Origin of the sequence: Streptomyces sp. NBC_01446, from assembly GCF_026340095.1 — a bacterium.
GTDB lineage: Bacteria > Actinomycetota > Actinomycetes > Streptomycetales > Streptomycetaceae > Streptomyces > Streptomyces aureus.
This window is the reverse complement of sequence record NZ_JAPEPO010000002.1, coordinates 711,540-733,612: the sequence shown is the minus strand read 5'-3', so window position 1 is coordinate 733,612 and position 22,073 is coordinate 711,540. Positions and strand designations below refer to the sequence as shown.

General features: G+C 69.1%; 17 protein-coding genes and 5 pseudogenes. 12 read left to right on the top strand and 10 right to left on the bottom strand.

Annotation, left to right across the window (positions count from 1 at the left end):
• The first annotated feature begins 60 nt into the window (after window positions 1-60).
• The 4 genes from OG456_RS40940 to OG456_RS40925 all read left to right on the top strand — a co-directional run bounded on the left by OG456_RS40940 (window position 61) and on the right by OG456_RS40925 (window position 5,087).
• A complete protein-coding gene (locus OG456_RS40940) occupies window positions 61-1,344 on the top strand; it encodes a sensor histidine kinase (protein WP_266570144.1) in 1,284 nt (427 codons plus the stop codon).
• A complete protein-coding gene (locus OG456_RS40935; protein WP_266570143.1) occupies window positions 1,341-2,009 on the top strand; it encodes a response regulator transcription factor in 669 nt (222 codons plus the stop codon). The genes OG456_RS40940 and OG456_RS40935 overlap by 4 nt, the downstream gene beginning before the upstream one ends.
• Before the next feature lie 446 nt (window positions 2,010-2,455).
• The gene (tnpB, locus tag OG456_RS40930) at window positions 2,456-3,928 is read left to right on the top strand and encodes an IS607 family element RNA-guided endonuclease TnpB (protein WP_266570142.1); all 1,473 of its coding nucleotides are present in this window, start codon (window positions 2,456-2,458) and stop codon (window positions 3,926-3,928) included.
• A gap of 187 nt (window positions 3,929-4,115) precedes the next feature.
• Window positions 4,116-5,087, top strand: coding sequence for an SDR family NAD(P)-dependent oxidoreductase (locus tag OG456_RS40925; RefSeq protein WP_266570141.1), 972 nt, complete (start codon window positions 4,116-4,118; stop codon window positions 5,085-5,087).
• Between the two features lie 43 nt (window positions 5,088-5,130).
• Here OG456_RS40925 and OG456_RS40920 read toward each other — a convergent pair whose 3' ends face one another.
• The 4 genes and pseudogenes from OG456_RS40920 to OG456_RS40905 form a co-directional block, all read right to left on the bottom strand.
• Window positions 5,131-6,135, bottom strand: coding sequence for a twin-arginine translocation signal domain-containing protein (locus tag OG456_RS40920; protein WP_266570140.1), 1,005 nt, complete (start codon window positions 6,133-6,135; stop codon window positions 5,131-5,133).
• Window positions 6,136-6,171: 36 nt separating this feature from the next.
• Window positions 6,172-6,458, bottom strand: a pseudogene (locus tag OG456_RS40915) (transporter); the annotation flags it as partial.
• Window positions 6,459-6,530: 72 nt separating this feature from the next.
• Window positions 6,531-7,704, bottom strand: a pseudogene (locus OG456_RS40910) (RNA-guided endonuclease InsQ/TnpB family protein); the annotation flags it as partial.
• A gap of 179 nt (window positions 7,705-7,883) precedes the next feature.
• Window positions 7,884-8,885, bottom strand: a pseudogene (locus tag OG456_RS40905) (transporter); the annotation flags it as partial.
• A gap of 218 nt (window positions 8,886-9,103) precedes the next feature.
• On the opposite strand from OG456_RS40905, the gene OG456_RS40900 reads away from it, so the two are divergent.
• A complete protein-coding gene (locus tag OG456_RS40900) occupies window positions 9,104-10,447 on the top strand; it encodes a CdaR family transcriptional regulator (RefSeq protein WP_266570139.1) in 1,344 nt (447 codons plus the stop codon).
• Between the two features lie 19 nt (window positions 10,448-10,466).
• On the opposite strand, the gene OG456_RS40895 is transcribed toward OG456_RS40900, so the two are convergent.
• Entirely contained in the window at window positions 10,467-11,675 is a 1,209-nt protein-coding gene (locus tag OG456_RS40895) for an acyl-CoA dehydrogenase family protein (protein ID WP_266570138.1), read from the bottom strand.
• Window positions 11,676-11,985: 310 nt separating this feature from the next.
• On the opposite strand from OG456_RS40895, the gene OG456_RS40890 reads away from it, so the two are divergent.
• Together OG456_RS40890 and OG456_RS40885 are read left to right on the top strand one after the other, a co-directional pair.
• A complete protein-coding gene (locus OG456_RS40890; RefSeq protein ID WP_266570137.1) occupies window positions 11,986-12,552 on the top strand; it encodes a flavin reductase family protein in 567 nt (188 codons plus the stop codon).
• Window positions 12,515-12,889 carry an IclR family transcriptional regulator C-terminal domain-containing protein gene (locus OG456_RS40885; RefSeq protein ID WP_266570136.1) on the top strand — a complete coding sequence of 125 codons (375 nt, stop codon included), beginning with the start codon at window positions 12,515-12,517 and terminating at the stop codon, window positions 12,887-12,889. The genes OG456_RS40890 and OG456_RS40885 overlap by 38 nt, the downstream gene beginning before the upstream one ends.
• Before the next feature lie 237 nt (window positions 12,890-13,126).
• Here the strand turns inward: OG456_RS40885 and OG456_RS40880 are convergent, their stop codons facing one another.
• On the bottom strand, window positions 13,127-14,464 hold the full coding sequence (locus OG456_RS40880) for an IS630 family transposase (protein ID WP_266570135.1): 1,338 nt from the start codon (window positions 14,462-14,464) through the stop codon (window positions 13,127-13,129).
• 175 nt (window positions 14,465-14,639) lie between these two features.
• Here OG456_RS40880 and OG456_RS40875 point away from each other — a divergent pair, with 175 nt between their 5' ends.
• On the top strand, window positions 14,640-15,035 hold the full coding sequence (locus OG456_RS40875) for a hypothetical protein (protein WP_266570134.1): 396 nt from the start codon (window positions 14,640-14,642) through the stop codon (window positions 15,033-15,035).
• 133 nt (window positions 15,036-15,168) lie between these two features.
• A pseudogene (locus OG456_RS40870) lies at window positions 15,169-15,472 on the top strand (YnfA family protein).
• Here the strand turns inward: OG456_RS40870 and OG456_RS40865 are convergent.
• Window positions 15,385-16,059, bottom strand: coding sequence for a hypothetical protein (locus OG456_RS40865; protein WP_266570133.1), 675 nt, complete (start codon window positions 16,057-16,059; stop codon window positions 15,385-15,387). The pseudogene OG456_RS40870 and the gene OG456_RS40865 sit on opposite strands and share 88 nt — an antisense overlap.
• Window positions 16,060-16,291: 232 nt before the next feature.
• Complete coding sequence (locus OG456_RS40860; RefSeq protein ID WP_266570132.1) at window positions 16,292-16,675, bottom strand: metalloregulator ArsR/SmtB family transcription factor; 384 nt, start codon at window positions 16,673-16,675, stop codon at window positions 16,292-16,294.
• 95 nt (window positions 16,676-16,770) lie between these two features.
• On the opposite strand from OG456_RS40860, the gene OG456_RS40855 reads away from it, so the two are divergent.
• Together OG456_RS40855 and OG456_RS40850 are read left to right on the top strand one after the other, a co-directional pair.
• Window positions 16,771-18,747 (top strand): heavy metal translocating P-type ATPase, encoded by a 1,977-nt coding sequence (locus OG456_RS40855; protein ID WP_266570131.1) that lies wholly within the window; start codon window positions 16,771-16,773, stop codon window positions 18,745-18,747.
• Entirely contained in the window at window positions 18,744-19,163 is a 420-nt protein-coding gene (locus tag OG456_RS40850; protein ID WP_266570130.1) for a (2Fe-2S) ferredoxin domain-containing protein, read from the top strand. Before OG456_RS40855 ends, OG456_RS40850 begins: the two co-directional genes overlap by 4 nt.
• Window positions 19,164-19,343: 180 nt before the next feature.
• Here the strand turns inward: OG456_RS40850 and OG456_RS40845 are convergent, their stop codons facing one another.
• Complete coding sequence (locus OG456_RS40845; protein WP_266570129.1) at window positions 19,344-19,658, bottom strand: hypothetical protein; 315 nt, start codon at window positions 19,656-19,658, stop codon at window positions 19,344-19,346.
• 388 nt (window positions 19,659-20,046) lie between these two features.
• Between OG456_RS40845 and OG456_RS40840 the strand changes: the two genes are divergently transcribed.
• Window positions 20,047-21,267: a transposase gene (locus OG456_RS40840; protein ID WP_266570128.1), complete on the top strand. Its 1,221-nt coding sequence runs from the start codon at window positions 20,047-20,049 to the stop codon at window positions 21,265-21,267.
• A gap of 162 nt (window positions 21,268-21,429) precedes the next feature.
• On the opposite strand, the pseudogene OG456_RS40835 reads toward OG456_RS40840, so the two are convergent.
• Window positions 21,430-21,963 (bottom strand): annotated as a pseudogene (locus OG456_RS40835) (transcriptional regulator); the annotation flags it as partial.
• Between the last annotated feature and the right edge of the window lie 110 nt (window positions 21,964-22,073).

The following is a 22,073-nucleotide window of genomic DNA, read 5'->3' as shown; positions in this document are numbered from 1 at the left end:
CCGCATCATGGGAGGGACCCACATCATGGACTCGACCCCCGTCATAGGCTGGTGCACTCCGTGACCACCGAAGACCTCTGCGGGATGGGGCCGTTGGTCGCTCGGCTCGGCCGTGGCGGCGAGCGGCTCCGGCGCGCCGACCGGGCCCGTCCGTGGGTGCTGGACACCGCGGTGGTGGTCCTGGTCTTCCTGGTGTGCTGCCTGCCTGACCTGCTGCAGGGGGGCGCCGGGGGCGGCGACGGTCCGCGCCGGTTACGCGTGGCGTTCATCCATCTCCCCGCGATCGGCATGCTGGCTCTGCAGGCCGGGCTGGTACTGCCGCTGTGGTGGCGGCGGCGATCGCCCGCGGTGGCCTTCGGCGCGGTCACGGCCGTGTTCGTCCTGCAGTGGTCCATCGGTGCCGCACTCCGCGCGGATGTCGCCCTCTTCGTCGCCCTGTACAGCCTGGCCCTGCACGGGCGGCTGCGGCAGCTGCCGTGGGCATGCGCGGTCATGGCGGGTGCGGTGGGGCTGGTCGCGGTGCGGGTCGCGCCGGCGGTGTCGGTCTGGGACGCGCTCTTCTTCCTCCTCAGCACGGCGACGGCGGCCCTCGCGCTCGGCCTGATGATCCGGATCCGGCGGGCTCAGCTGGCCGGCCTGCGGGACCGTGCGGCCCGGCTGGAGACAGAACGCGACCAGCGCGGCAGGCTCGCCGTCGCGGCCGAACGGACGCGGGTGGCCCGCGAGATGCACGACATCGTCGGCCACAACCTGTCCGTGATCGTCACACTCGCGGACGCGGGTGCCTATGCCACGGCCGTGGCTCCGGAACGGGGCAGGGAGGCACTGCACCTCATCGGCGACACCGGACGCCAGGCCCTCGGGGAACTGCGGCGCCTGCTCGGCGTGCTGCGCGAGGCGGACGGCCCGCGCACCCAGCCCGAACTGAGCCCGCAGCCCGGGCTCGCGGACATCGACGCGCTGTGCGAGGGCGTCCGTGCCGCCGGCCTGGACGTGATCTACCGTACCGGCGGTGACGTCGACGCCCTCGACAGCGGCGTGCAGCTCACCGTCTACCGCATCGTGCAGGAGGCCCTGACCAACACGCTGAAGCACGCAGGCGCCGACGCCCGCGCGAACCTGGCGATCGTCGTCGAGGACACGCGGCTGACCATCACCGTCCAGGACTCCGGCCCACCCGCTGCGGCCGGCCGGCGGGGACCGGCGAACGAGGAAGGACACGGCCTGGTAGGCATGCGAGAACGAGCGGCTCTCTACAGCGGACACGTCAGCGCCGGTCCCGCCGGCGCGGGATGGACGGTGCGGGCCGCACTCGACCTCGCCCCCCAGGGCGGTGCCGGATGACCACCGTGCTCGTCGTGGACGACCAGCCTCTCCAGCGGTACGGGCTCCGCATGCTCCTCGACTCCTTGCCCGAGACAGAGGTGATCGGCGAGGCCGCGCACGGAGCCGACGCCGTGCGCAAGGCCGCCGAACTCCGCCCCGACGTCGTCCTCATGGACGTACGTATGCCGGGCATGGACGGCATCGAGGCCACGCGCCGCATCGTCGCCACGGGCGACCGCTCCCGCGTCCTCGTCATGACCACCTTCGACCTCGACGAGTACGTCTACGCGGCTCTGCGCGCCGGAGCCAGCGGCTTCCTCCTCAAGGACGCCCGTCCCGAGGAACTCCTGGCCGGCATCCGTGCCGTGGCCGTCGGGGACGCGGTCATCGCTCCGGCACTCACCCGCCGCCTGCTGTACGAGTTCGCCCGGCTCGTGCCACCCCTCGCGAACGGGTCTGACGAGGAGCCGAGGCTGAGCTCCCTCACCGACCGCGAACGCGAGATCCTCGTCGCCATCGGCAAGGGCTGGACCAACGGCGAGATCGCCACCCGCTTCGTCCTGTCGGAGTCCACGGTCAAGACCCATGTCGGCCGCGTCCTGTCCAAGATCGGTGCCCGCGACCGCATCCAGGCGGTGATCTTCGCCTACGACCACGGTCTGGCCAGGCCCCATGGGGGCTGAGCCGACGGGCCGGCGGCGCCGATCGCATCGATCACAGTGCTCCCGTTGGTATCTGAGTACCGTGTGGACACCGCTTGCACGCCGCTGATCTTCACTGCTGTCCTTGGTGATGCACGGGGTGTTCAGTGGCGGCGGGGAGTCGGGCCGCTCGGTGCAGGGGGCTAACAACTGCTGCGGGATGCATAGTCGGATCTCAACGAACGTCTTCTTTTCTCTGACGTTTGGGGTGCTTGTCCCGCCAGGCATCCAGGGCTTTTGCCTCCCAAGGAGGGTTCGTCCGATCTTCTTGGGTTTGGGAAAGTCCGGGCTTTGGCGGTGGAGGTGGTAGAGGGTGCGCCAGGCGATTTCCAGCCGCTCGCAGGCTTCACCGCTGGTGATCCATCCGTTGATCTGTTCCATGATGCGTAGTGCATAGTCAATGACTGGCTGGTGAGGGGGTGTTCAGGGTGAAGAAGTTCCAGGCGCAGCCGGGCTTTGTGGTGCAGGCGTTCCGTTTCGCCCTGGACCCGAATGTGACTGAGGAATCCGCGCTGCGGTCGCACTGCGGGGCTGCTCGGGGCGCGTACAACTGGGCTGTCGGCTGGGTGACGGCCTCGTGGTGGCAGCGGAATTCGGAAGCCTCGTACGGGGTCGCCGAGGAGGAGCTGACGCCGTGGCGGCCGTGGTCGCTGCCCGCGCTGCGTAAGGAGTTCAACCAGGTCAAGCGCATTGATCCGCGCTATGCCCACTGGTGGCACGAGAACTCCAAGGAGGCGTACAGCACCGGCCTGGCCAACGCGGCTGCCGCGTTCGACAACTACACGAAGTCGAAGAACGGCCGCCGCAAGGGTGCCCGCATGGGTACGCCACGTTTCAAGTCCAAGCGCAAGGCCCGTCTTGCGTGCCGGTTCACCACCGGTAGCATCCGCGTGGCCGACGAGGGGCACGTGACGCTGCCGGTGCTCGGAACCATCCGCACCCATGAGTCCACCGTCAAGCTTGTGGCCCGCGTGCAGAGCGGAATGGCGCGCATCCTGTCCGCGACGGTGCGGCATGAGCGGGGCCGCTGGTTCGTGTCCTTCCAGATGGAGGTCAAGCGGGAGATCACCCGCGTGGCCCGTCCTGGTGTCGCAGTCGGTATCGACCTCGGGGTGAAGGTGCTCGCGGTGATGGCCGACAGTGCCGGACAGATCGGTTACGTCGACAACCCCAAGCACTACGAGGGCGAACGCAAGCGGCTGCGGCGTCTGTCCCGTCGTGTGTCGCGCCGCCAGGGGCCGGCCGTGCACGACCGGGCCACCGGCAAGACCATCCGCCGGGAACCGTCGAAACGATGGGTCAAGGCGAACGCCGAACGCAACCGCGTGCACCACCGCGTGGCGAACCTGCGCGAAGACGCCCTGCACAAGCTCACCACCGCCGTGCGTGCCGAGTACGGCACCGTCGTGGTCGAAGACCTCAACGTCGCCGGCATGCTCCGCAACCGCCGTCTGGCACGGAAGATCGCCGATGCCGGATTCGCAGAGATCCGCCGTCAGCTCACCTACAAAGGCCGGCGCAACGCCTGCCCCACGGTCGTCGCCTCGCGCTGGTACCCGTCCTCGAAAACCTGCTCGTCGTGCAAGACGGTGAAAGCCAAACTGCCCCTGCACGTGCGAGTGTTCTCCTGCGACGCGTGCGGCCTGGTCATCGACCGGGACGAGAACGCTGCCCGTAACCTCGCCGACCTCGCATCGGCCGGCACAACCGGTACCGGAGTGGCCGGAGACCGGGGCACGCCCAGCGTGCCGAAACCGCGTGGAGCCGACCAGAAGACCCGCGCCAGCCGGGCCAGCCGCAAAGCTGACCCGGTGCGGGCAGGTGGCGCAAACCCGCCCCACAGGCGGAAGGAACCGCGAGACCTTCAACAGGACACCACCGCCCAGCTCGGGCTGTGGTGACACCGTTAAGGACCATCTGTGCGTAAACGCACGGATTGCTGAGATCTGACTATGACCTCAGCAACGGATCTCGGGTGGGAACGAATCGGCCGTCCGGTCGGTACTGGTTCCCCGATCGGGGCCTGTCCGGTCCGCGGCCGCGGGGCGAGCTTGACTTCGAGTGCACTTGAATTCGTAGCGTGCGGTCATGAGCGACAACAGCACACCACAGCACAAGATCGGTTCGGGTTTCGGTGCCGGCAGCACCGCCGATGATGTCCTCGAGGGCATCGACCTCACCGGTCGGCTCGCCCTGGTGACGGGCGGCTACTCGGGCATCGGCGTCGAGACCACACGCGCACTGACGAAGGCCGGCGCCCGCGTCGTGGTCCCGGCCCGCCGGATCGGCGCGGCACAGGAGAACCTGGCCGGAATCGACGGTGTCGAGGTGGCCGAACTGGACCTCGGCGACCTGGACAGCGTGCGCGCCTTCGCCGAGCGGTTCCTCGCCACGGGCCGGCCCCTGGACATCGTCATCGACAGCGCGGGGATCATGGCCTGCCCCGAGACCCGGGTCGGGCCGGGCTGGGAGGCCCAGTTCGCGACCAACCACCTAGGCCACTTCGCCCTCGTCAACCGCCTGTGGCCGGCGATCGAGCCGGGTGGCGCCCGCGTCGTCTCGGTCTCCTCCACCGGCCACCATGCCTCGTCCATCCGCTGGGACGACGTCCACTGGCGCGACGGCTACGACAAGTGGGAGGCATACGGTCAGGCCAAGACGGCGAACGCGCTGTTCGCCGTGCAACTCGACCGCCTCGGCCAGGAGCGGGGCGTGCGGGCGTTCTCGCTGCACCCCGGTGGCATCCTCACTCCCCTTCAGCGGCATCTGCCGAAGCAGGAGATGGTCGAGCGGGGCTGGATCGACGAGGACGGCAACCTGCTCTATCCCGAGGCGTTCAAGACACCGCAGCAGGGTGCGGCCACCCAGGTGTGGGCGGCGACCTCCCCCCAACTGAACGGAATGGGCGGCGTCTACCTGGAGGACTGCGACATCGCCGAGCCCGCCCCGGCGGACGGCACCCGGGTCGGCGTCAAGGAGTGGGCCACGGACCCGGAACAGGCCGCCCGCCTGTGGGCACTGTCCGCCGAACTGACCGGCGTGGACGCGTTCGCCGCCTGAGACCGGTGGGATTCGTGCGGCGGCGGCGCCCAGATTCCGCGGGTCAGCTCCGTGCGACCGCGATCGAGCCTGCCAGCCGCTCTCCCGCCTCGTACACCATGTACGGCACCCCGTGTTCCGTCCCGAACGACGGTGCGGCCGCTCGGCCGTTCTCGGGGGCTGTGGAGTGGGAGTCGTAGAAGACGCCCAAGTGGTTGCGGCGGGAGAAGTCCGTGCCGACCTCCGTGATCATGAGGTCGCCGCCGCTCTCCTTGACCTTGTTGTAGACGACGTACGCGGAGCCGCCGCGCGTCAGGAGGTGGGGGCCGCCCACGTTGACCGCGCCGACGTCCGAGTGCCGGACGAGCGGGGTCTGGTCGAAGGCCCAATTCCTGCCGTCGGCGGACCAACCCCAGCAGATGTCACGATGGTTGGTCGTGTTGTTCAGCATGAAGAGCATGACGTAACGGGCGCCGTGTGCGGGCAGGTCGTGCCGGAAGACGCGGGCGTACGACGTCTCGGTGGTGCCCGACGGCATCACCGACGTAGACAGGACGACCTTGTCGTACCAGAAGTGCACACCGTCCTTGGAACGGGCCAGGCGCGTCGTCGTGTTCTCCCCGTGGAAGTACAGCCAGAACTCCTTGGCGTCCGCGTTCCACAGCACGTGCGGGGACGAGACGTGGCTGACCGAGTAGTGCGGGTCCCACTTGTTCGACACGATCGGGTTCGCCGGGTACTCCGTGAACGGGCCCTCCAGCGAGTCACCGTAGGCCAGGCAGATGCCGCCCGGCGCGTCGTGCGGCGCGTAGTACAGGTAGTAACGGCCCAGCGGCGAAGCCAACTTGTCGTACACGCCGCGCACGGTCGGGAAGATGATCTCGCCCGTCGGGTTGTACTTGAGCTGGGACGGCGTCAGCAGCGTGCGGACGTACGTGTAGTCGGAGAACCCGCCGGGCGCGGCCGACGCGGACGGCGTCGACAGGCCACCGAGGGCGAGCGCGGCGCCGGTGACGGCGGTGGTGCGCAGGAACATACGACGGTCCAGGCCAAACTGCGGCTCTTGCATGATCGGCTCCTGAAGTCGGTTGCTTTCAGTGGGGGTTCAGAGGTAGGTGGCAGCGGTGACGCACAGGCCGCCGACCGCCACGGCCCACACGTAGGGCAGCGTCCTGACCATCACCTGCTGCGGTGAGACCCCGAGTACTGCGCGCTCCACACCGTCTGCGTGCTGGTCGGGTCGGCGACGCCGAAGACCTGGTTGTACGAGGTGGCCATGCCGAGGACGGCGACGGCCGGGTAGATGCCGGTGGCGATGAGGACGCCTGCGATGCCGGCGCCCAGGCCGAACACGTTCAGCGGTCCGCGGTACAGGCACAGCGGTACCAGGAGTTTGAAACCTCCCCCAGCTAAAGGCAGGGGGATTCCTAGCTCACGTGGCCTGGTCCCCGGCGGGGATGCAGGTCTTACACGATCAGCGCTAGCCGGGACAGAGACCAGCCCGGACGAGCATCACACGGGCTGAGTTTTTGTCCCGAGGTCGGGACATCCCGCACGTGGTGCACGTATACGTTCGTTCTGAGAGAGGTAGCGCGTGCTTGGTTCTCGCTCCGCAGTCTGCGCAGTCCATCGTGGTGTGCGCCGGGTGCACCAGATGCACGGATCGGCCGTGCTTACGGCCCATCTCGATCAGGGCTGTCTTGGTCGCGCCGATCGCCGCGTCAGCGGCCTTCCTGGCCATGGTGGACTTCGCAAGGAACTTCGGCCGGAAGTCCTCCACGGCCAGGGCGTCATGGTCACGGACGACCTTCTTGGCCCACTTGCGGGCGGTGTCCTGACGCTGCCGGGCCACCTTCTTGTGCAGCTTCGCCGTCTGCCGCTTCGCCTCACGGTAGCCCCTCGATCCGGCGCATCCACGCTTCGGCTTACGCCGGGACATCATCCGCTGATAGTGCGCCAAGCGCTGGGCAGCGTTCTTCCCGTGCTGCGGGTGAGGAAGGTCGTGGTCGTCGCTGGTGCTGGTCGCGGTCTCCTTCACGCCCCAGTCGATCCCGATCACCCGGCCGGTTCCCGGCAGCGTCTCGGTCATGCCCGCCACGACGAAAGACGCGTACCAAGCTCCGGTGCTGTCGCGGTAGACGCGGACGCTGGAGGGCGGCTCGGGAAGGGCACGCGACCACACGACCGTCACGACGATGCCGCCTGCCAGGTGCAGGCGGCCGTCCTTGAGCCGAAAACCCCGCTGCGTGTAGTTCAGCGACAGGTCGTCCTGGTGCTTCTTCTTGTACTGGGGCATCCCGGCCCGCTGCCGCATCGGCACAGCGGCCTTGATGTCCTTCAGCGCCTTCGCCCGCGACTTCGCGAAATCGCGTATCACCTGCTGCTGAGGAACACTGGAGCCTTCACACAGCCAGCCCATGCAGGCACGCGCCTCGGTCAGCATCTTGTCCAGCCGGGCCGGACCGCACTTCTCGTTCGCGGCGTGCGCCTTCTTCGAGCGGGCGCAGCACTCATTCCACAGCCACCGGCACCGCGCCCATTCCGCTTCGAGGGCGCCAGTCGCGGTGGACGACACACGCAGGCGGAAGGTGTAGCGGGCATGCCCGACACCTGCCGTCTCCTGCGCCGCGATCGCCATGAACAGCAACCTATCCGGGAGGACTGACAGTTGAGAGCTCTCCACCCGCCGTGGGCTGCCTCACCACCACGGCAGGCGGACGCCGATCCGCCCTGCCGGCGAATCGGCTTCCCCTGCCCTGCTCCGCAGGAGTCCGATCCCTCCCCGGCCTCAAGGCCGGGGCATCCCCGGAGGAATCCGGTGAAGACCAGGACGAACAGCACCGCGTTGTGCGGGCTGACCGCCTTGACGAGCGGCTCCAGCGCCTCGACCGCGCCGGGCAGCTTCACCGCGGCGAGCAGAATGCCGATGGCCACGAACAGCGTGATCGGCGGGGCCGCCACTTCGAAGCCGCCGTACAGGGTGCGCAGCAGACGGCGGTTCATCTCGCGCGGCCGTGTCGTCGTCACCAGCGCGTACAGCACACCCGCGAGGAGCGAAGGGATGATCGCGAGGTCGAAGCCCAGTGCCAGCACCAGCGGCACCACCGGAGTGAGCAACGCGTACCAGGGGGCGTCACCGAGCCGCTTACGGCGTCCAGCGCGTGAACTTGGCTCCGACTGAACCGACTTGAGTGACCAGGCGTGTTCCACCCCTCGCCGTCGTGACTCGACCAGGACGTAGGCGATGGCCGCCGCCAGTGCGAACGGGAACAGTTTCAGCATGAAGCCGCGCACGGTGTCCACCGGCAGGTCCAGTGCCGTGGAGAAGAACTGCCATATCGGCAGTTCGAACGGCATCCCGGCCGCGATACCCATCAGGATCGTGCCCGCGGCAGTCACCTTCGGGATGCCCACCGCGATCATCGCCGGGATGCCGATCAGTCCGGCGAGCATCGCCGCGGGTGCGGACCCGGTCACGGTGCCCACGTGGGCGGACACCGCGAGGACGCCGAGCGCGACGAACATCGGCCGGTCACCGCTGAATTCGACGATCTTGCGGACCAGGGTGCCCGCGATACCGGTCTCCTCCAGCAGCTTGCCGAGCCACGAGCCGAGCAGGATCGCGATCATCGTGGCGGCGAGCGCGGGCGCACCCTCCTGGAGCACCGTGTCGAACACACTGTTCTTGCCCGTCAGGGGCGCGCCCGCGAGGAACGCGATCACCACGGCGAGCAGGACCAGCGCGAACGCGGTGGGTAGCTTGCGGCTGAGCATGGCGGCCACTCCGGCCGCCATGACGAGCAGAATGACGACACCCATGGGTCACTTCTCGCTTTCACAGGTACCGGCGCCCCTTAGCGCAAGGCCGTGCAGTTACGGTGTGCCTGATCGCAAGGTCGGCTGTGGATCTCGCGGGGGGCGGACGCAGGAAGCGGGGCTCCGGTAGAACGGCTTGTCCTCCAAGACGAGTCGTTCACCACGGGAGCTCCGCAAGGCACAGCAGCGCATGCTGCTTTCACGACGGCAAGGGCGGCGTCATGACGGCTCACCACACATCCGGTCCAGCCGACTGGATCTACCGGCTCGCTCCCGGCCGTGGGGACGCGCCGCGTACTCCCGCCAGTTCGGCGCAGAGCATCACCGAGGCGACCGACCGGCTCGGCCCCCAGCCCGTGGCCTGGGCCATCGCTGTCGGTGACGAGCTGGCGCGTGTCATCATCCACGAGGTTCCCGAACTGGGAGGCGGACCGGCGCCCTACGAAACGCTCCGGATGGGGACCGAAGCCGCGACGCTGTACGCGCTGCTCCTGCTGGCCGACCCTGCGGCCGACCTGGTTGTCCCGGAGGAATCCCTGCTGGGGGACCGCGAGTTCGCTCGCAGGCGCCTCGGCCTGGACAAGGTGCTGCGCGGCATCCGCGTCTCCCACGCTGCGCTGACAAACGCCCTGATGGCCGCGTGCCAGGAAATCGTTCCGCTGCCCGAACGCGCGGAGCAGTTCCGCCGCGTCTCCGAGCTGCTCTTCGGCTTTGTCGACGAGTTCTCCTCGCGGATGACCGCCGAGTACCTGGCCGAGCACGACCGCTGGCTCACCAGCGGCGCCGCAGCCCGCGAGGAGACCGTCCGCTTGATTCTCGGCGGTCAACCGGTACGGCAGGAAGCCGCGAGTGAGCTCCTCGCCTACCGGCTGGAGGGCCGCCATCTCGCCGTCATCGCTTGGTGTGACAGCCCGACCGCGGACGCCGCCGGCGATCTGCAGCGGGCGGCGGCCGAACTGTTGCACCGGCGCGGCTGCACGTCGACCCTGGTCATCCCCACCGGCCGGACCACTGTGTGGGCGTGGGGAGAACCGCACGCCGCGCCCCCGACCGGCACGCCGGGTGAATTGCCGTACCAGGAAGGCATCCGCTTCGCCTGCGGCTCGGTACGGCACGGGCTGGCGGGGTTCCGCCAGTCGCATGAGGACGCCCAGCACACGGTCCGGGTCATGCAGCTCAACCCCGGCGGCACGGGCTCGGTCGTCGACTACCCGGATGTCGAGCTGGCGGCCCTGGTCTCGGCCGACCTGCCCGCCCTGCGCCGCTTCGTGAGTGACGAGCTGGGGGCGCTGGCGGCGGACAGCCGGCACGCGGGCCAACTGCGCCGGACGCTGCGCCTGTACCTGCGCAACGAGCGGAGCCTGACGGCCGCCGCGGCGCAGCTGCACGTGGCGCGCAACACCGTCACCTACCGGGTCAAGCGTGCTCAGGAACTGCTCGGGCACGACCTGACGGACCGGCTGCCCGAGCTGATGACCGCCCTGGAGGCCGCGCAGACGCTGGGCCCCGCCGTGCTCCGACCGGAGGAAGACGACTCGCACGACGGTGCCTGCCGTCGCTCCTGACGATTGACGGCTGATGCGCTCAGATCAGGGGAGTGACCTGCTCCTCGATGCCCAGCAGCGCCCGCCCGTACAGCTCACCGGCGATGGCCGGGTTGATCACCGCATGACGGCTGCCCGTTTCCTGGTCCCGCCAGATCCGCTGCAGCGGATTGGCCTCGGCGAAGCTGCCGGCGCCCTGGATGCTCAGCAGCAGATCGAGGGCCTCACGGGAGCGGCGGGCCACGTAGCCGGTGTCCATCCGCACCCGGGCCCGGGTCTCGAACGGCATGTACTCGCCGCGGGCAGCCCAGCTGTCGATGTCGTCCGCGGCCCGCATCAGGTGCAGGCGGGCGGTGTCGATCAGCTGGGCCGCCTCGGCCAGCTGGATCTGCGTGGACGGGGCGTCACTGGCGCGCTCGTAGAAGGTGTAGGAGATGCCCCTGCCCTTGGCGAGGGAGGCGGTGACCACGTCCATGCCGGCCTGCGCCAGGCCCACCTGCGGGCCCGCCAGCACCAGCGCGAGCACTGGAACCAGCGCCGAGCGGTACAGCGCCTCGTCCTTGCGTTCGGTCGAATAGGTGCCCTGCACGCCCTGGGTCACCGACAGGATGCGGTGCGCGGGTACGAAGACCTCGTCGGCGACGAGGGTGTTGCTGCCCGTGCCCCGCATGCCGGCCACATACCAGGTGTCCTCGATCGTCAGCTCCTCCATCGGGATGAGAGCGGAGCCCTGGTCGATCTGCTGTCCGGAGGCGTCCACGACGGGGACGCCGAGGCACGCCCACTGGGAGTGCAGGCTGCCCGAGGCGAAGCCCCAGCGTCCGGTGACGACCAGTCCGCCCTCGACGGCCCGGCTGGTGGCACTGGGGGCGAGCACTCCGCACACCCGCGCGTCGGGGTTCTCGCCCCACACCTCCTGCTGGGCCCGCTCCGGGTAGAGGCCGGCCATCCAGTTGCAGACGTTGATCAGCGTTGCCACCCAGGCCGTGGAACCACATCCGCGCGCGAGCTCGGAGGTGATCTCCAGGAAGGTCCTTATGTCGGCCTCGTGACCGCCAAGGCGCCGCGGCACGGTCAACCGGAACAGCCCCGCCTCGGACAGGGCCGCGATGTTCTCCTCGGCCACTTTGCGGTCCGCTTCGGTGCGGGCGGCGTTCTCGCGCAGCAAGGGCACCAGTGCCGCCGCACTCTTCTTCAGCGCCGCGGCGGACGCGGCGGTCGCCTGCGGGGCGGATGTGGTCGTGGTCATGGGGGCCTCCGGAGTTTCGCGGCTCATGTAGCGGCACCTCAGGTGGCGAGGTGCCGCTACCGGCATTCCACGCCCGGTCCGCATCGCTGTCGTGTGTCCGGGACCGCAGAGTTCGTCTCGCCGGTTGGGCCCGCGGACCAGTTCGGCGGCAACTTGACTCCGTGGCCCGAAGTCGTGCGCCCGTCTTGGCCGCCCAGCCCAATGCCATGCGGAGGTAACCGTGGATTCACTGGAGTGAAACCCGCGCCGCCGACGCCGCGAGCGACGGCAGGCGGCGCATGGTCCGGCTCCCGCTCCCCTGGAGATTGCTGTGTCCGCAACCGCCCTTGCCGCAACAGACCTGACCGCCGCCACGGCCGAGCCCGCGGTGTTCCGCCGCGTACTCGGCCATGTGCCGACCTCGGTGTGCGTGGTGACCGCCACGACGCCGCAGGGCCCGGTGGGCGTCACGGTAGGCAGCTTCACCTCCGTCTCCCTCGACCCGCCTCTCGTGGTCTTCTACTGCGGCCGACAGTCAGCCAGCGCACAGGCGATCATCCGCTCAGGGCACTTCTGCGTAAACGTGCTGGCCGAAGACCAGCAGCAGGTGTGCGCCACCTTCGCAGGCCGCTCGGCCAATCGGTTCGCCACCGGCGACTGGGAACTGACGGACCAGACGGCTCCGCGCCTCGGCGGGGCGGCGGCCTGGATCGAGTGCGACGTGGAGGACAGTTTCCCCGCAGGCGACCACGTAGCGGTGGTGGGCCGAGTGCAGCGTCTGGCCGCGGCCGGCGGCCCCCGCAAACCCTTGATCTTCCACCGCGGCCAACTGGTCCGCCTCGATCGTGCCTGCGGCATGCATGTGCCCACCCATTCCTTCGACTGGTGGGACATCTGACCTCGTCCAGGACCACGCCATCGACAGCGATGAGCCCGGGCAGAAGGACGACGACGTCCGTACGCCCGCCGACCTGCGTCGCCTGCTGGCGGAGGTACGGCGCGGCGACTATGCCGTCGGTCACCAGAGTCGTCCCTGGCAGATGAGCACCGTGGCCGCACCGGTGCGGGACGGTGACGAGGTGGCGGCGGCGTTGTCGGTCGTGGCCCCCGGCACCGGTGCGCCGAACGCGGGCTACGGTCCGGCCCTACGGGCTACGGCCCGTGCAGTCTCCCGTCGGCTGGCTGAGGACGGCGGTCGGGCCATGCCCTCCAGAGGTGCGGATGCACGTCGGTAAGGCACCGTGCGGTGGCTGCAGCAGGGCATGTGACACCTCCTGCCACCGGCGTCGCGGTGTCGGTCGCCGTCGTGCCGGATCACCGGCGGGCGTGCGGGCCGGACCAGCCGGGCTCAGCTGGTGGTGGCTTCGGCGCCGGTCCACTGCTGCACGTGCTCGAGCAGGACCACCTCGTGCACCCACCACCAACCAGCCCGGCTAGTGTGATGCGCCAGAAATGGCGACTCTAAGTAGCTTTCACGTATTGGTGGTTGGTGGGTTGATTTTGGTGAGGTAGTCGGCGAGGGAGTTCAGGATCTCGTCGGCGGTCTTGGTCCAGGTGAAGGGCTTGGGATCGTGGTTCCACTCCTCGATCCATGCGCGGATGTCGTCCTCCAGAGCCTTGACGGAGGTGTGGACGCCGCGACGGATGAGTTTGTCGGTCAGCAGGCCGAACCACCGCTCGACCTGGTTCATCCAGGAGGAGCCGGTGGGGGTGAAGTGGACGTGGAAGCGGGGGTGTTTGCCCAGCCACGTCTTGATCTCGGGGGTGTTGTGGGTGGCGTAGTTGTCGCACACCAGGTGCACGTCCAGGCCGATGGGCACTGCCTTGTCGATCCGGGTCAGGAACTTCTTGAACTCGATGGCCCGGTGGCGGCGGTGGAGTTCCGATATGACGGTGCCGTCAGCGATGTTGAAGGCGGCGAACAGGCTGGTGATGCCGTGCCGGTGGTAGTCGTGGGTGCGGCGCTCGGGCATGCCCGGCATCATCGGCAGGACGGGCTGGGAGCGGTCCAGGGCCTGGATCTGGGACTTCTCGTCCACACATAGCACCACCGCCTTCTCGGGCGGGTGGTGGTACAGACCGACGACGTCGACGACCTTGGCGATGAACTGCGGGTCGGTGGAGAGCTTGAACGCATCCTGCAGGTGTGGCTTGAGGTCGAACTTCTTCCAGATCCGGCCGATGGTGGACTTCGACAGGCCGGAGTGCTTGGCCATCGAGGCCCGCGACCAGTGCGTGTCCTTGCCCGGGGTGGATTCCAGGGTCGCGGTGAGCACGTCCTCGACCCGGTCGAGCAGGATCGAGGGCGGCCTGCCGGGACGCGGCTCATCCGTCAGCCCGTCCAGCCGCAGCCGGACGAACCTGGAGCGCCAACGGTTCACCGTGTTGTGCGCGATGCCGAGTTCGGCACCGATTTCCTTGTTCGTCCCGCCGTCCGCGCACCGCAGCACGATCCTCGCCCGCAGCGCCAGGAACTGCGCGGTCTTCGCCCGCCGCGTCCAGCGCGTCAGCTCTGCCCGCTCGGCCTCGGACAGCACCAGCTCCGACTTACGCCGGCCCGGCCTCGGCGCATCCGTCAGGCCTGCCAACCGCTGGGCCGCGAACCGGGAGCGCCACTTGCGTACCGTCGCCGCACTCACCCCGAAGTCCGCTGCCACAGCCGTGTTTGACACACCGTCCGCACAGGCCAGGATGATCTGGGCCCGCTCCGCCGCACGAGCCGATACCGCGCCGTCCGCCCAGCGCGTCAACTCCGCACGTTCCTCGGCGGACAGCACGACTTCGACAGCACGAGGACCCCGAGACACCATGAAAACAGCCTACATACTTAGAGTCGCCATTTCTGGCGCATCACACTAGTGCGATGGCCGGGAAGGTTCACCGGGTTGCGTCGGCAGCGCCGATCAGTGGGCAGCATATGTTCCCATCGGGGTTGCAAGTGGGAGATTCTTGATCACCGGGAATGCCGAGCCGCAGGAGAGGCCCGTGTGGGAGACCTTCATCGTCATCGTTGGCTTCGGGGCCGTGGCTGACCTGATCCGTCGCCGCATACGCGAGCTATGGCACAAGCGCCGCGTCCCCCAAACGGTCGCCGCACTGAGACGTGGGGAGACCGTACGCATCCGTTGTGATGCACGATTCCGTAACGCTGGGGGACAGAGACACCGCGCTCGCCTCGTGGTGCATGCCGAAGGTGCCTTCCTCTCGACCGTCGACGGCACCGTCTCGAACGTGCAGCTCGCGCCCCCCGGCGCCAATGTCGAGGTCGTCACTGAGCGCTCGATGTTGCTGTGCAACGTGGCCGGGCGACAGCTTGAGGTCCTACTGCCAACCGGAGATGACCGCCTGCTCAAGGCCGTGGCGAGCGCCCTCACACGCTGAGGGGGGCGTGTTCTGCCAGTCTCGATTCGAGGGTCACCAACACCAGCCCGGCGAACGTTCCCGGTCACAGCACTAGCGTCCTGAGCAGGACATCTCGCTACAGTCCCGCACATGACGATCACCCGTTCCGTTCATACTCGCCGCCCTGCTGGATCGGCGGCGCCTGGTTGGTCTGGCAAGACGTCCGCGAGCACAAAGGCATCGCATGGATCGGCGGCGGCGTCATCGCCCTCGGCTTGTACGGTTTCGTAGCCACCCTCCAGCCCGACGCCCACTTCGGACGCGTGCTCGCCGCATACGGCGGCATCTTCGTCGCCGGATCCATCGCCTGGGGCGTGATCGCCGACGGCTACCGCCCCGACCGCTTCGACGTCACCGGTGCCCTGATCTGCCTCGTTGGAATGGCCGTCATCATGTATGCCCCACGTAGCCACTGAGACCTCCGGCAGCGAGGCATTCCGCAGCTTCTGATAGCCGGGGTTACCGATAACACGGCGGCGCCCAGCGCCTCCGTGAGCAGCAGGGGACTGCGGACCATGCCGCAGGTGGCTCGGGCGTAGGCGTGCGCGGCGAGTTCGTCGGCGCCCGCGACATGTGCGTACAGGCGGCGCCGTCCGAGCCGCAGCGCCGTGTGTCCGAGCGCCCGCTTGAACTCGGCCCGGACATGCGCGTGGTGGAGCCAGCCGTGCGCCTGCTCGTGGGCGAGGGCGGCTGCCCGCACCGACCCTTCCGGGAACCAGTGCCGCCAGCCGCGCTCGGCGATCAGCCGCTCGGCGCGGTCGACGGTGTCGACGTAGATCTCGACCACCGGCGGCCTCGACCGGTACCGGGCCAGCAGCCCGGCCGCGAGGCCACCGTCCCGCTTGACGACTCGGACCGGCAGCGCGGGAGGCGTCATCCGACTGTCGAACTCCGAGGCGACAAGCGCCCATTGGCGAAGGAGCAGGGGATCGCGGCCCTCGTGCGTAGGTGTCCCGGCGAGCAACCGCACCGCCAGGTCGAGGTCCTCGTCCCGGCCGCTCATGCGCGGGACTCCACGACCGCGACCACCGGTTCGTCGGCACCCCGCGAGCGCAGAGGGCGCGGCGGGGGACAGGTCAAGAGGCCGGACAGAACTTTTTGATCGGGAGTGGCCTTGCGGCCAGGGCGAGTTGAGGCCACAGACGCAAGGCCGGCGCCGCACAGCGGGCTGATCGGACGTCCGGCATGTGGGGCGTGCGCGCGCGTCGACGGGGGCTGTCCCGGCCTCGATCGCCTCAGTCGGCGAGAGGCTCCGGCGTGGCGGCAGGGACATCCCGAACTCCCAGCCGCAGGTGTTCGACGTGGTACAGCGCCTGGTCGAGGAGTTCGGCGACGTGGTTGTCGTAAAGGGCGTAGACGATCGACCGCCCGTGGCGCTCGCCGGTGACCAGGCCGAGGTTGCGCAGCAGGCGCAGCTGGTGCGAGCAGGCGGAGGCTTCCATGCCGACGGCCTCGGCGAGTTCGCTCACCGAGCAGGGCCCTTCCTGGAGGCGGGCCAGGATGTACAGCCGCGAGGGTGTGGCGAGGGCCTGGAGGGTCGCCGCGACGTCGGCGGTGCCGACGGCGTCGAGGCGCTCGCGGGTGGTGGCGCTGCTGGCGGTGTCGGTTCCGTGGCCCATGCGGACATCATAGCGATGACGCATGAAGACCTATTCAGGTGTTCCTGTATGGTGGAAGCCATTGCCCCATCCCGCCCGTGAAGGGTTGTTTTGTCATGTCTTCTGTCCTGGATCGGCGGCCCGCGCCAGCTGTCCCCGGGCCGCGCCCGGCGGCCCCCCGGCGGCGTACGCGGGTGCTGGCGTTGCCGGAGGCCCGATGGGCGCTGGCCGCGCTGGTCCTGTTCCTTGTCGCGCTCCCGCTCAAGCTGCTCGATGCCCCGGTGTGGACATGGGCGCCGCTGTTCGCCGCCACCTACGTCACAGGCGGATGGGAGCCGGGGTGGGAGGGCCTGAAGGCCCTGAAGGACAAGACCTTGGACGTGGATCTGCTGATGGTGGTCGCGGCGCTCGGGGCCGCCGCCATCGGGCAGGTCCTCGACGGGGCACTGCTCATCGTCATCTTCGCGACCTCCGGCGCCTTGGAGGCCGTCGCGACAGCGCGTACCGCGGACTCCGTACGTGGTCTCCTCGACCTTGCACCGGTCACGGCCACGCGGCTGCTGTCCGACGGCGGTGAGGAGACCGTCGCCGCCGCGGACCTGAAGGTCGGGGACTTGATCCTGGTGCGGCCCGGCGAGCGAGTCGGCGCCGACGGCCAGGTCCTGGACGGCGTCAGCGACGTCGATCAGTCCACCATCACCGGCGAGCCCCTGCCGGTGGCCAAGGAGGCCGGGGACGAGGCGTTCGCCGGCACGGTGAACGGCACCGGCGCCCTGCGCCTGCGCGTCGGGCGCGACCCGTCGGACTCGGTGATCGCCAGGATCGTGAAGATGGTCGAGGAGGCCTCCGAGACCAAGGCTCCCACCCAGTTGTTCATCGAGAAGATCGAGCAGCGGTACTCGATCGGCATGGTCGTTGCCACCCTCGCCGTCTTCGCGATCCCCCTCGCCTTCGGCTCCGCGCTCCAGCCCGCCCTGCTCCGGGCGATGACCTTCATGATCGTCGCCTCGCCGTGCGCGGTGGTGCTCTCCACGATGCCGCCGCTGCTGTCCGCGATCGCCAACGCCGGCCGCCACGGCGTGCTGGCCAAGTCCGCCGTCGTCATGGAGCGCCTGGGCCAGGTCGACGCGGTCGCGCTCGACAAGACCGGCACCCTGACAGAAGGCACCCCACGCGTCACCGGCATCCGCCCACTGCCCGGTACCGGCCTGACCGAGGACACGCTGCTCGCGCTGGCGGCCGCGGCCGAGCACCCCAGCGAGCACCCGCTCGCCCGCGCCGTCGTCGAAGCCGCCCGCGAACGTCGTCTCCCGCTACCCGAAGCGCTCGACTTCAGCTCCGTCCCCGGCAGGGGAGTGAGCTCCACCATCGGCGGTCACGCCGTCCAGGTCGGATCCCCTGGCCGCCTGCTGCCCGCCGCCACCGGTCCCGAGGCCGCAGCCGTGGCGGAGTTGGAGGACGCCGGACAGACCGCGGTGCTGGTCCTGTGCGACGACATCCCGGTCGGGGTGATCGGCATCGCGGACCGGCTGCGTCCGGACGCAGCCGCCACGGTCGCCGCGCTCACGGAGCTGACCGGCCGCACGCCGGTCCTGCTGACCGGTGACAACGAACGCGCCGCCCGCCGTCTGGCCGCCGAGGTCGGCATCACCGACGTCCGCGCCGGACTCCTGCCCCAGGACAAGGTCGCCGCCGTACGGCAATGGGAGAGCGAGCGCCACAAGGTGCTCGTCGTCGGCGACGGTGTCAACGACGCCCCCGCTCTGGCCGCCGCACACACCGGCATCGCCATGGGCAAGGCCGGCTCCGACCTCGCCCTGGAGACCGCCGACGTCGTCGTCGTCCGCGACGAACTCGCCACCATCCCCACGGTGGTCGGCCTCTCCCGGGCCGCTCGGCGCCTCGTCATCCAGAACCTCGTCATCGCCGGCGTGTTCATCAGCGCCCTGGTGGCCTGGGACCTCATCGCCACCCTGCCGCTGCCGCTCGGCGTCGCCGGCCACGAAGGCTCCACCGTCATCGTCGGCCTCAACGGCCTGCGCCTGCTGCGCGAAGCGGCCTGGAAGAACCCCGTCCGAGGAGGCTCAGCGTGAGTAAACGCTCCCGCCGTGCTGCTCCCGACCCGGCATCCGGAGCGGCAGCACCTCGGCCCACGGTCACCGTCTGCCGCGGCTGTTGCTGCGGCAGCCCCAAGGTCCCCGGCCTCGACCACACCGCCCAACTCCGCGATCTGCGACGCGCCCTGGACGGTTCCGCGACCGTACGGGTCACCGACTGCCTCGACGCCTGCGAGCGCGCCAACGTCATCGTCGTACAACCGTCCACGGCCGGGCGCAAGGCGGGTGGGCGCCCAGTCTGGCTGGGCCTGGTCAACGACGCCGACGCAACCGCCGACATCACCGCCTGGATCGAGGGCGGCGGCCCCGGCCTCACCGAACCACCCGGCATCCTCGACCTCTACGCCTTCAAACCCTCCCGCCGCATACGCGCCGAACTCCACGACGAGTAGGCGGCGGATGGTTTCGACGACCTGCCCAACCGGATGCGAGCGCACCTTACGTCCCACCATCAGGTCCGCACCCATGTCGAGTACGTCGTCTCCCACAGGAAGACACCCAATTCCTGAGCGGTACCCCCTCTGCGACTGGGCGCGGCTCTGTCATGACACGGGCCGATACTGTTCGGCCGGTCAGTCGGAGTTGCGTGCGATCTCCAGCGCGAGTGCCTGCAGGATAGCCTCCGTGGACGTATCGGGGTCTGTCTGGTCGTACGCGTCTGCGACCGTTTCGAAGGCCAGCACGAAGCCCTTGATCAGGGCGCTCAGCGGTTCGGAGAGCTGGTTCAGCACGGCGAGGCCCACCTCTGCCGCGTCTTCGGTGTCGGGGACGAGGAACTGCGTCGGAATGACCTCGCCCAGCAGGTCGGAGACGTAGTCTGCGCTGACACCGCCGCGCAGGGCCGTGAGTGCCGCGATGGCCTTGAGCTCGATCTCGTTCTCGGTCATGTGCCGAGCGTAGGAGGAAGCGGCGGTGGGCACGCGGGGAGCGTTTCATGCGCGGGCGTGTCGACACGTGAGCGACTGGCGGGTCGGTCGGGTCATGGGATCGAAGGCTGCCGCGTCACGCCTTGGAGTGCCGTCGAAGCTCGTGAACGCTGCGATACGCCGCCACAACCGCGCAGGTACCTGCCAAATCTGCGGACGACTTCGGTCACCGGGTTCCTCCGAGGATGCTCCGGCCTTCAGGTCGGGGAGGAATCGGACTCCTGCGGGGCAGGACGGGAAGTAGGGGTTTCGCCCCCGGGGCGAAGGACCGTCCACCGGGTGACGGGGTGAGCGAGCCGCAGCGGTCAAGAACTCTCGACTGTCAGTCCTCCTGGGTAGGTTCGGGTGTATGACGAGTGGAGCGATCACGGAGGGGGCCGGGTATGCCCGGTACACCTTTCGTGTGCGCCTGTCGGCGACGGCCCGGCGCGCGCTCGACGCCGAGTGGGATCGCTGCCGGTGGCTGTGGAACGAGTGTGTGGCCAAGTCCAGGCAGGTCCACGCGCAGAGCAGAGCGGGCGGCGAGAAGCTGACGTGCGGTCCGGCCCAGCTCGACAAGCTGCTGACCGAGGCCCGCAGGGTGACGCCGTGGCTGGCTCAGGGCGCGTGCGTGCCGCAGCAGCAGGTGATCCGCGACTTCGCCAAGTCGAGGGCGAAGGCGCTGAAGGACATCAAGGACGGGCTTGCGCAGCACCGCCGGGCGGGGATGCCCCACTTCAAGCGCAAGCGGGACGCCAGGCCGGGCATGAACTACACGAAGCGCGGTTTCCGCCTCAAGGACGGCCGCGTGCACCTCGCGGGCGGGATCGGGCTGACTGTCGTGTGGTCGCGGGACCTTCCGGCCGACCCGTCGAGCGTGCGCGTGTACCAGGACACGCTTGGGCATTGGTACGTGTCCTTCGTCGCTTCCGCGCAGAGCGAACCGCTGCCCGCCACCGGGCGGGTTCTCGGGGTGGACTGGGGTGTGAAGGAGACGGCCACCACCACGGATGACGCCTACGACCTCCCGCATGCCGGGCACGGCAGGCGGGCCGCGCAGCGGCTCGCGAAGTACCAGCGGATGATGGCCCGGCGCCGGCGCCCGAAAGGGCAGCCCGCATCCAAGGGTTATCGGAAGGCGCGGGCACAGGCCGCCAAGGTGTCCAAGAAGATCGCGAGGCAGCGTGAGGACACCGGCCGCAAGTGGGCCACGTCTGTGATGCGCGGCCATGACGGGGTTGCGGTGGAGGACTTCCGGCCGAAGTTCCTCGCGAAGACCACGATGGCCCGCAAAGCGGCCGACGCCGCCATCGCCGCGACGAAGCGCGCCCTGGTCGAGACGGGCCGCAAACACGCACGGGACGTCCGTCTCGTGCACCCGGCGCACACCACGATGGAATGTGCGCAGTGCGCAGCGAGAACCAAGCACGCACTCCCTCTCTCGATGAGAACGTATGCCTGCACCGTGTGCGGAGCCGTGTCCCCCCGGGACAAGAACTCCGCCCGCGTGATGCTGGTCCGGGCAGGTTGGAACCCGGACGGTGCTGAGGGCGCAAGACCACCTGAGCCGCCGGCTCGGGTGGCGGCCTGAGCCGTAAATCCCCGCACAGCCCTGGAGGGTGGAGAATCCCCTCCCTTCAGGGAGGGGAGCCTTCAAAGCTCATGAGTGGAGCCGCCGCAGGTGGGCCCCGCGCGAGTTCGTAGGCGCCGGTGTTCGGTGCGAACCGTCGGAACGAAGGTGGTGAGTGGGCGGTCAGCCGGCTGCCTGTCTGGTGGCGGAGGCGGCTTCTTGTGTGGCGGCCCAGGTGGCGAGAAGTCGCAGACCTTCTTCGGAAGCGGACCCTGGTTCGGCGGTGTAGATGGCGAGAGTGAGGCCGGGTTCCGCGGCCATTTCCAGCCCTTCGAAGGCGAGGGTGAGTTCTCCTACGGCCGAGTGGTGGAAGCGTTTGGTTCCGGTGCCGTGGCGGCGGACGTTGTGGGCGCCCCAGCGGGTGCGGAATTCCTCGGTGAGCGTGGAGAGTTCACCGACGAGGTCGTGAAGGTCCTTGTCGTGAGGGTTGCGGCCGGCTTCGGTCCGCAGGATGGCGACACAGGTGTCGGCGAAGGTGTCCCAGTCCGGGTAGAAGCGTCGCGAGACGGGGTCGAGGAAGTTGAAGCGGGCGAGGTTTCTCTGGCTGGGGGCGCTGTCGTAGACGTCGCTGTAGAAGGCGCGGGCGAGCTGGTTGGCGGCGAGGAGGTCCATGCGGCCGTTGCGGACGAAGGCGGGGCCGGCGGTGATCGCGTCCAGGGGCGACCTTCGCGAACAATGACGGCAACTCCGCGACCGAGGAGTACGGCGAGGGCATCTACGTCGGATACCGCTACTTCGATTCCTTCTACCGCTCGATCAACAAGAGC

What these genes read in the sequence shown, in the direction of transcription:
- OG456_RS40860 (WP_266570132.1), bottom strand. Translation starts at nt 16,675, where the DNA reads ATGGGCCACGGAACCGACACCGCCAGCAGCGCCACCACCCGCGAGCGC.
- OG456_RS40880 (WP_266570135.1), bottom strand. Translation starts at nt 14,464, where the DNA reads ATGGTGTCTCGGGGTCCTCGTGCTGTCGAAGTCGTGCTGTCCGCCGAG.
- OG456_RS40900 (WP_266570139.1), top strand. Translation starts at nt 9,104, where the DNA reads ATGACGGCTCACCACACATCCGGTCCAGCCGACTGGATCTACCGGCTC.
- OG456_RS40855 (WP_266570131.1), top strand. Translation starts at nt 16,771, where the DNA reads ATGTCTTCTGTCCTGGATCGGCGGCCCGCGCCAGCTGTCCCCGGGCCG.
- OG456_RS40925 (WP_266570141.1), top strand. Translation starts at nt 4,116, where the DNA reads ATGAGCGACAACAGCACACCACAGCACAAGATCGGTTCGGGTTTCGGT.
- OG456_RS40885 (WP_266570136.1), top strand. Translation starts at nt 12,515, where the DNA reads ATGTGCCCACCCATTCCTTCGACTGGTGGGACATCTGACCTCGTCCAG.
- OG456_RS40840 (WP_266570128.1), top strand. Translation starts at nt 20,047, where the DNA reads ATGACGAGTGGAGCGATCACGGAGGGGGCCGGGTATGCCCGGTACACC.
- OG456_RS40895 (WP_266570138.1), bottom strand. Translation starts at nt 11,675, where the DNA reads ATGACCACGACCACATCCGCCCCGCAGGCGACCGCCGCGTCCGCCGCG.
- OG456_RS40935 (WP_266570143.1), top strand. Translation starts at nt 1,341, where the DNA reads ATGACCACCGTGCTCGTCGTGGACGACCAGCCTCTCCAGCGGTACGGG.
- OG456_RS40920 (WP_266570140.1), bottom strand. Translation starts at nt 6,135, where the DNA reads ATGCAAGAGCCGCAGTTTGGCCTGGACCGTCGTATGTTCCTGCGCACC.
- OG456_RS40865 (WP_266570133.1), bottom strand. Translation starts at nt 16,059, where the DNA reads ATGAGCGGCCGGGACGAGGACCTCGACCTGGCGGTGCGGTTGCTCGCC.
- OG456_RS40845 (WP_266570129.1), bottom strand. Translation starts at nt 19,658, where the DNA reads ATGACCGAGAACGAGATCGAGCTCAAGGCCATCGCGGCACTCACGGCC.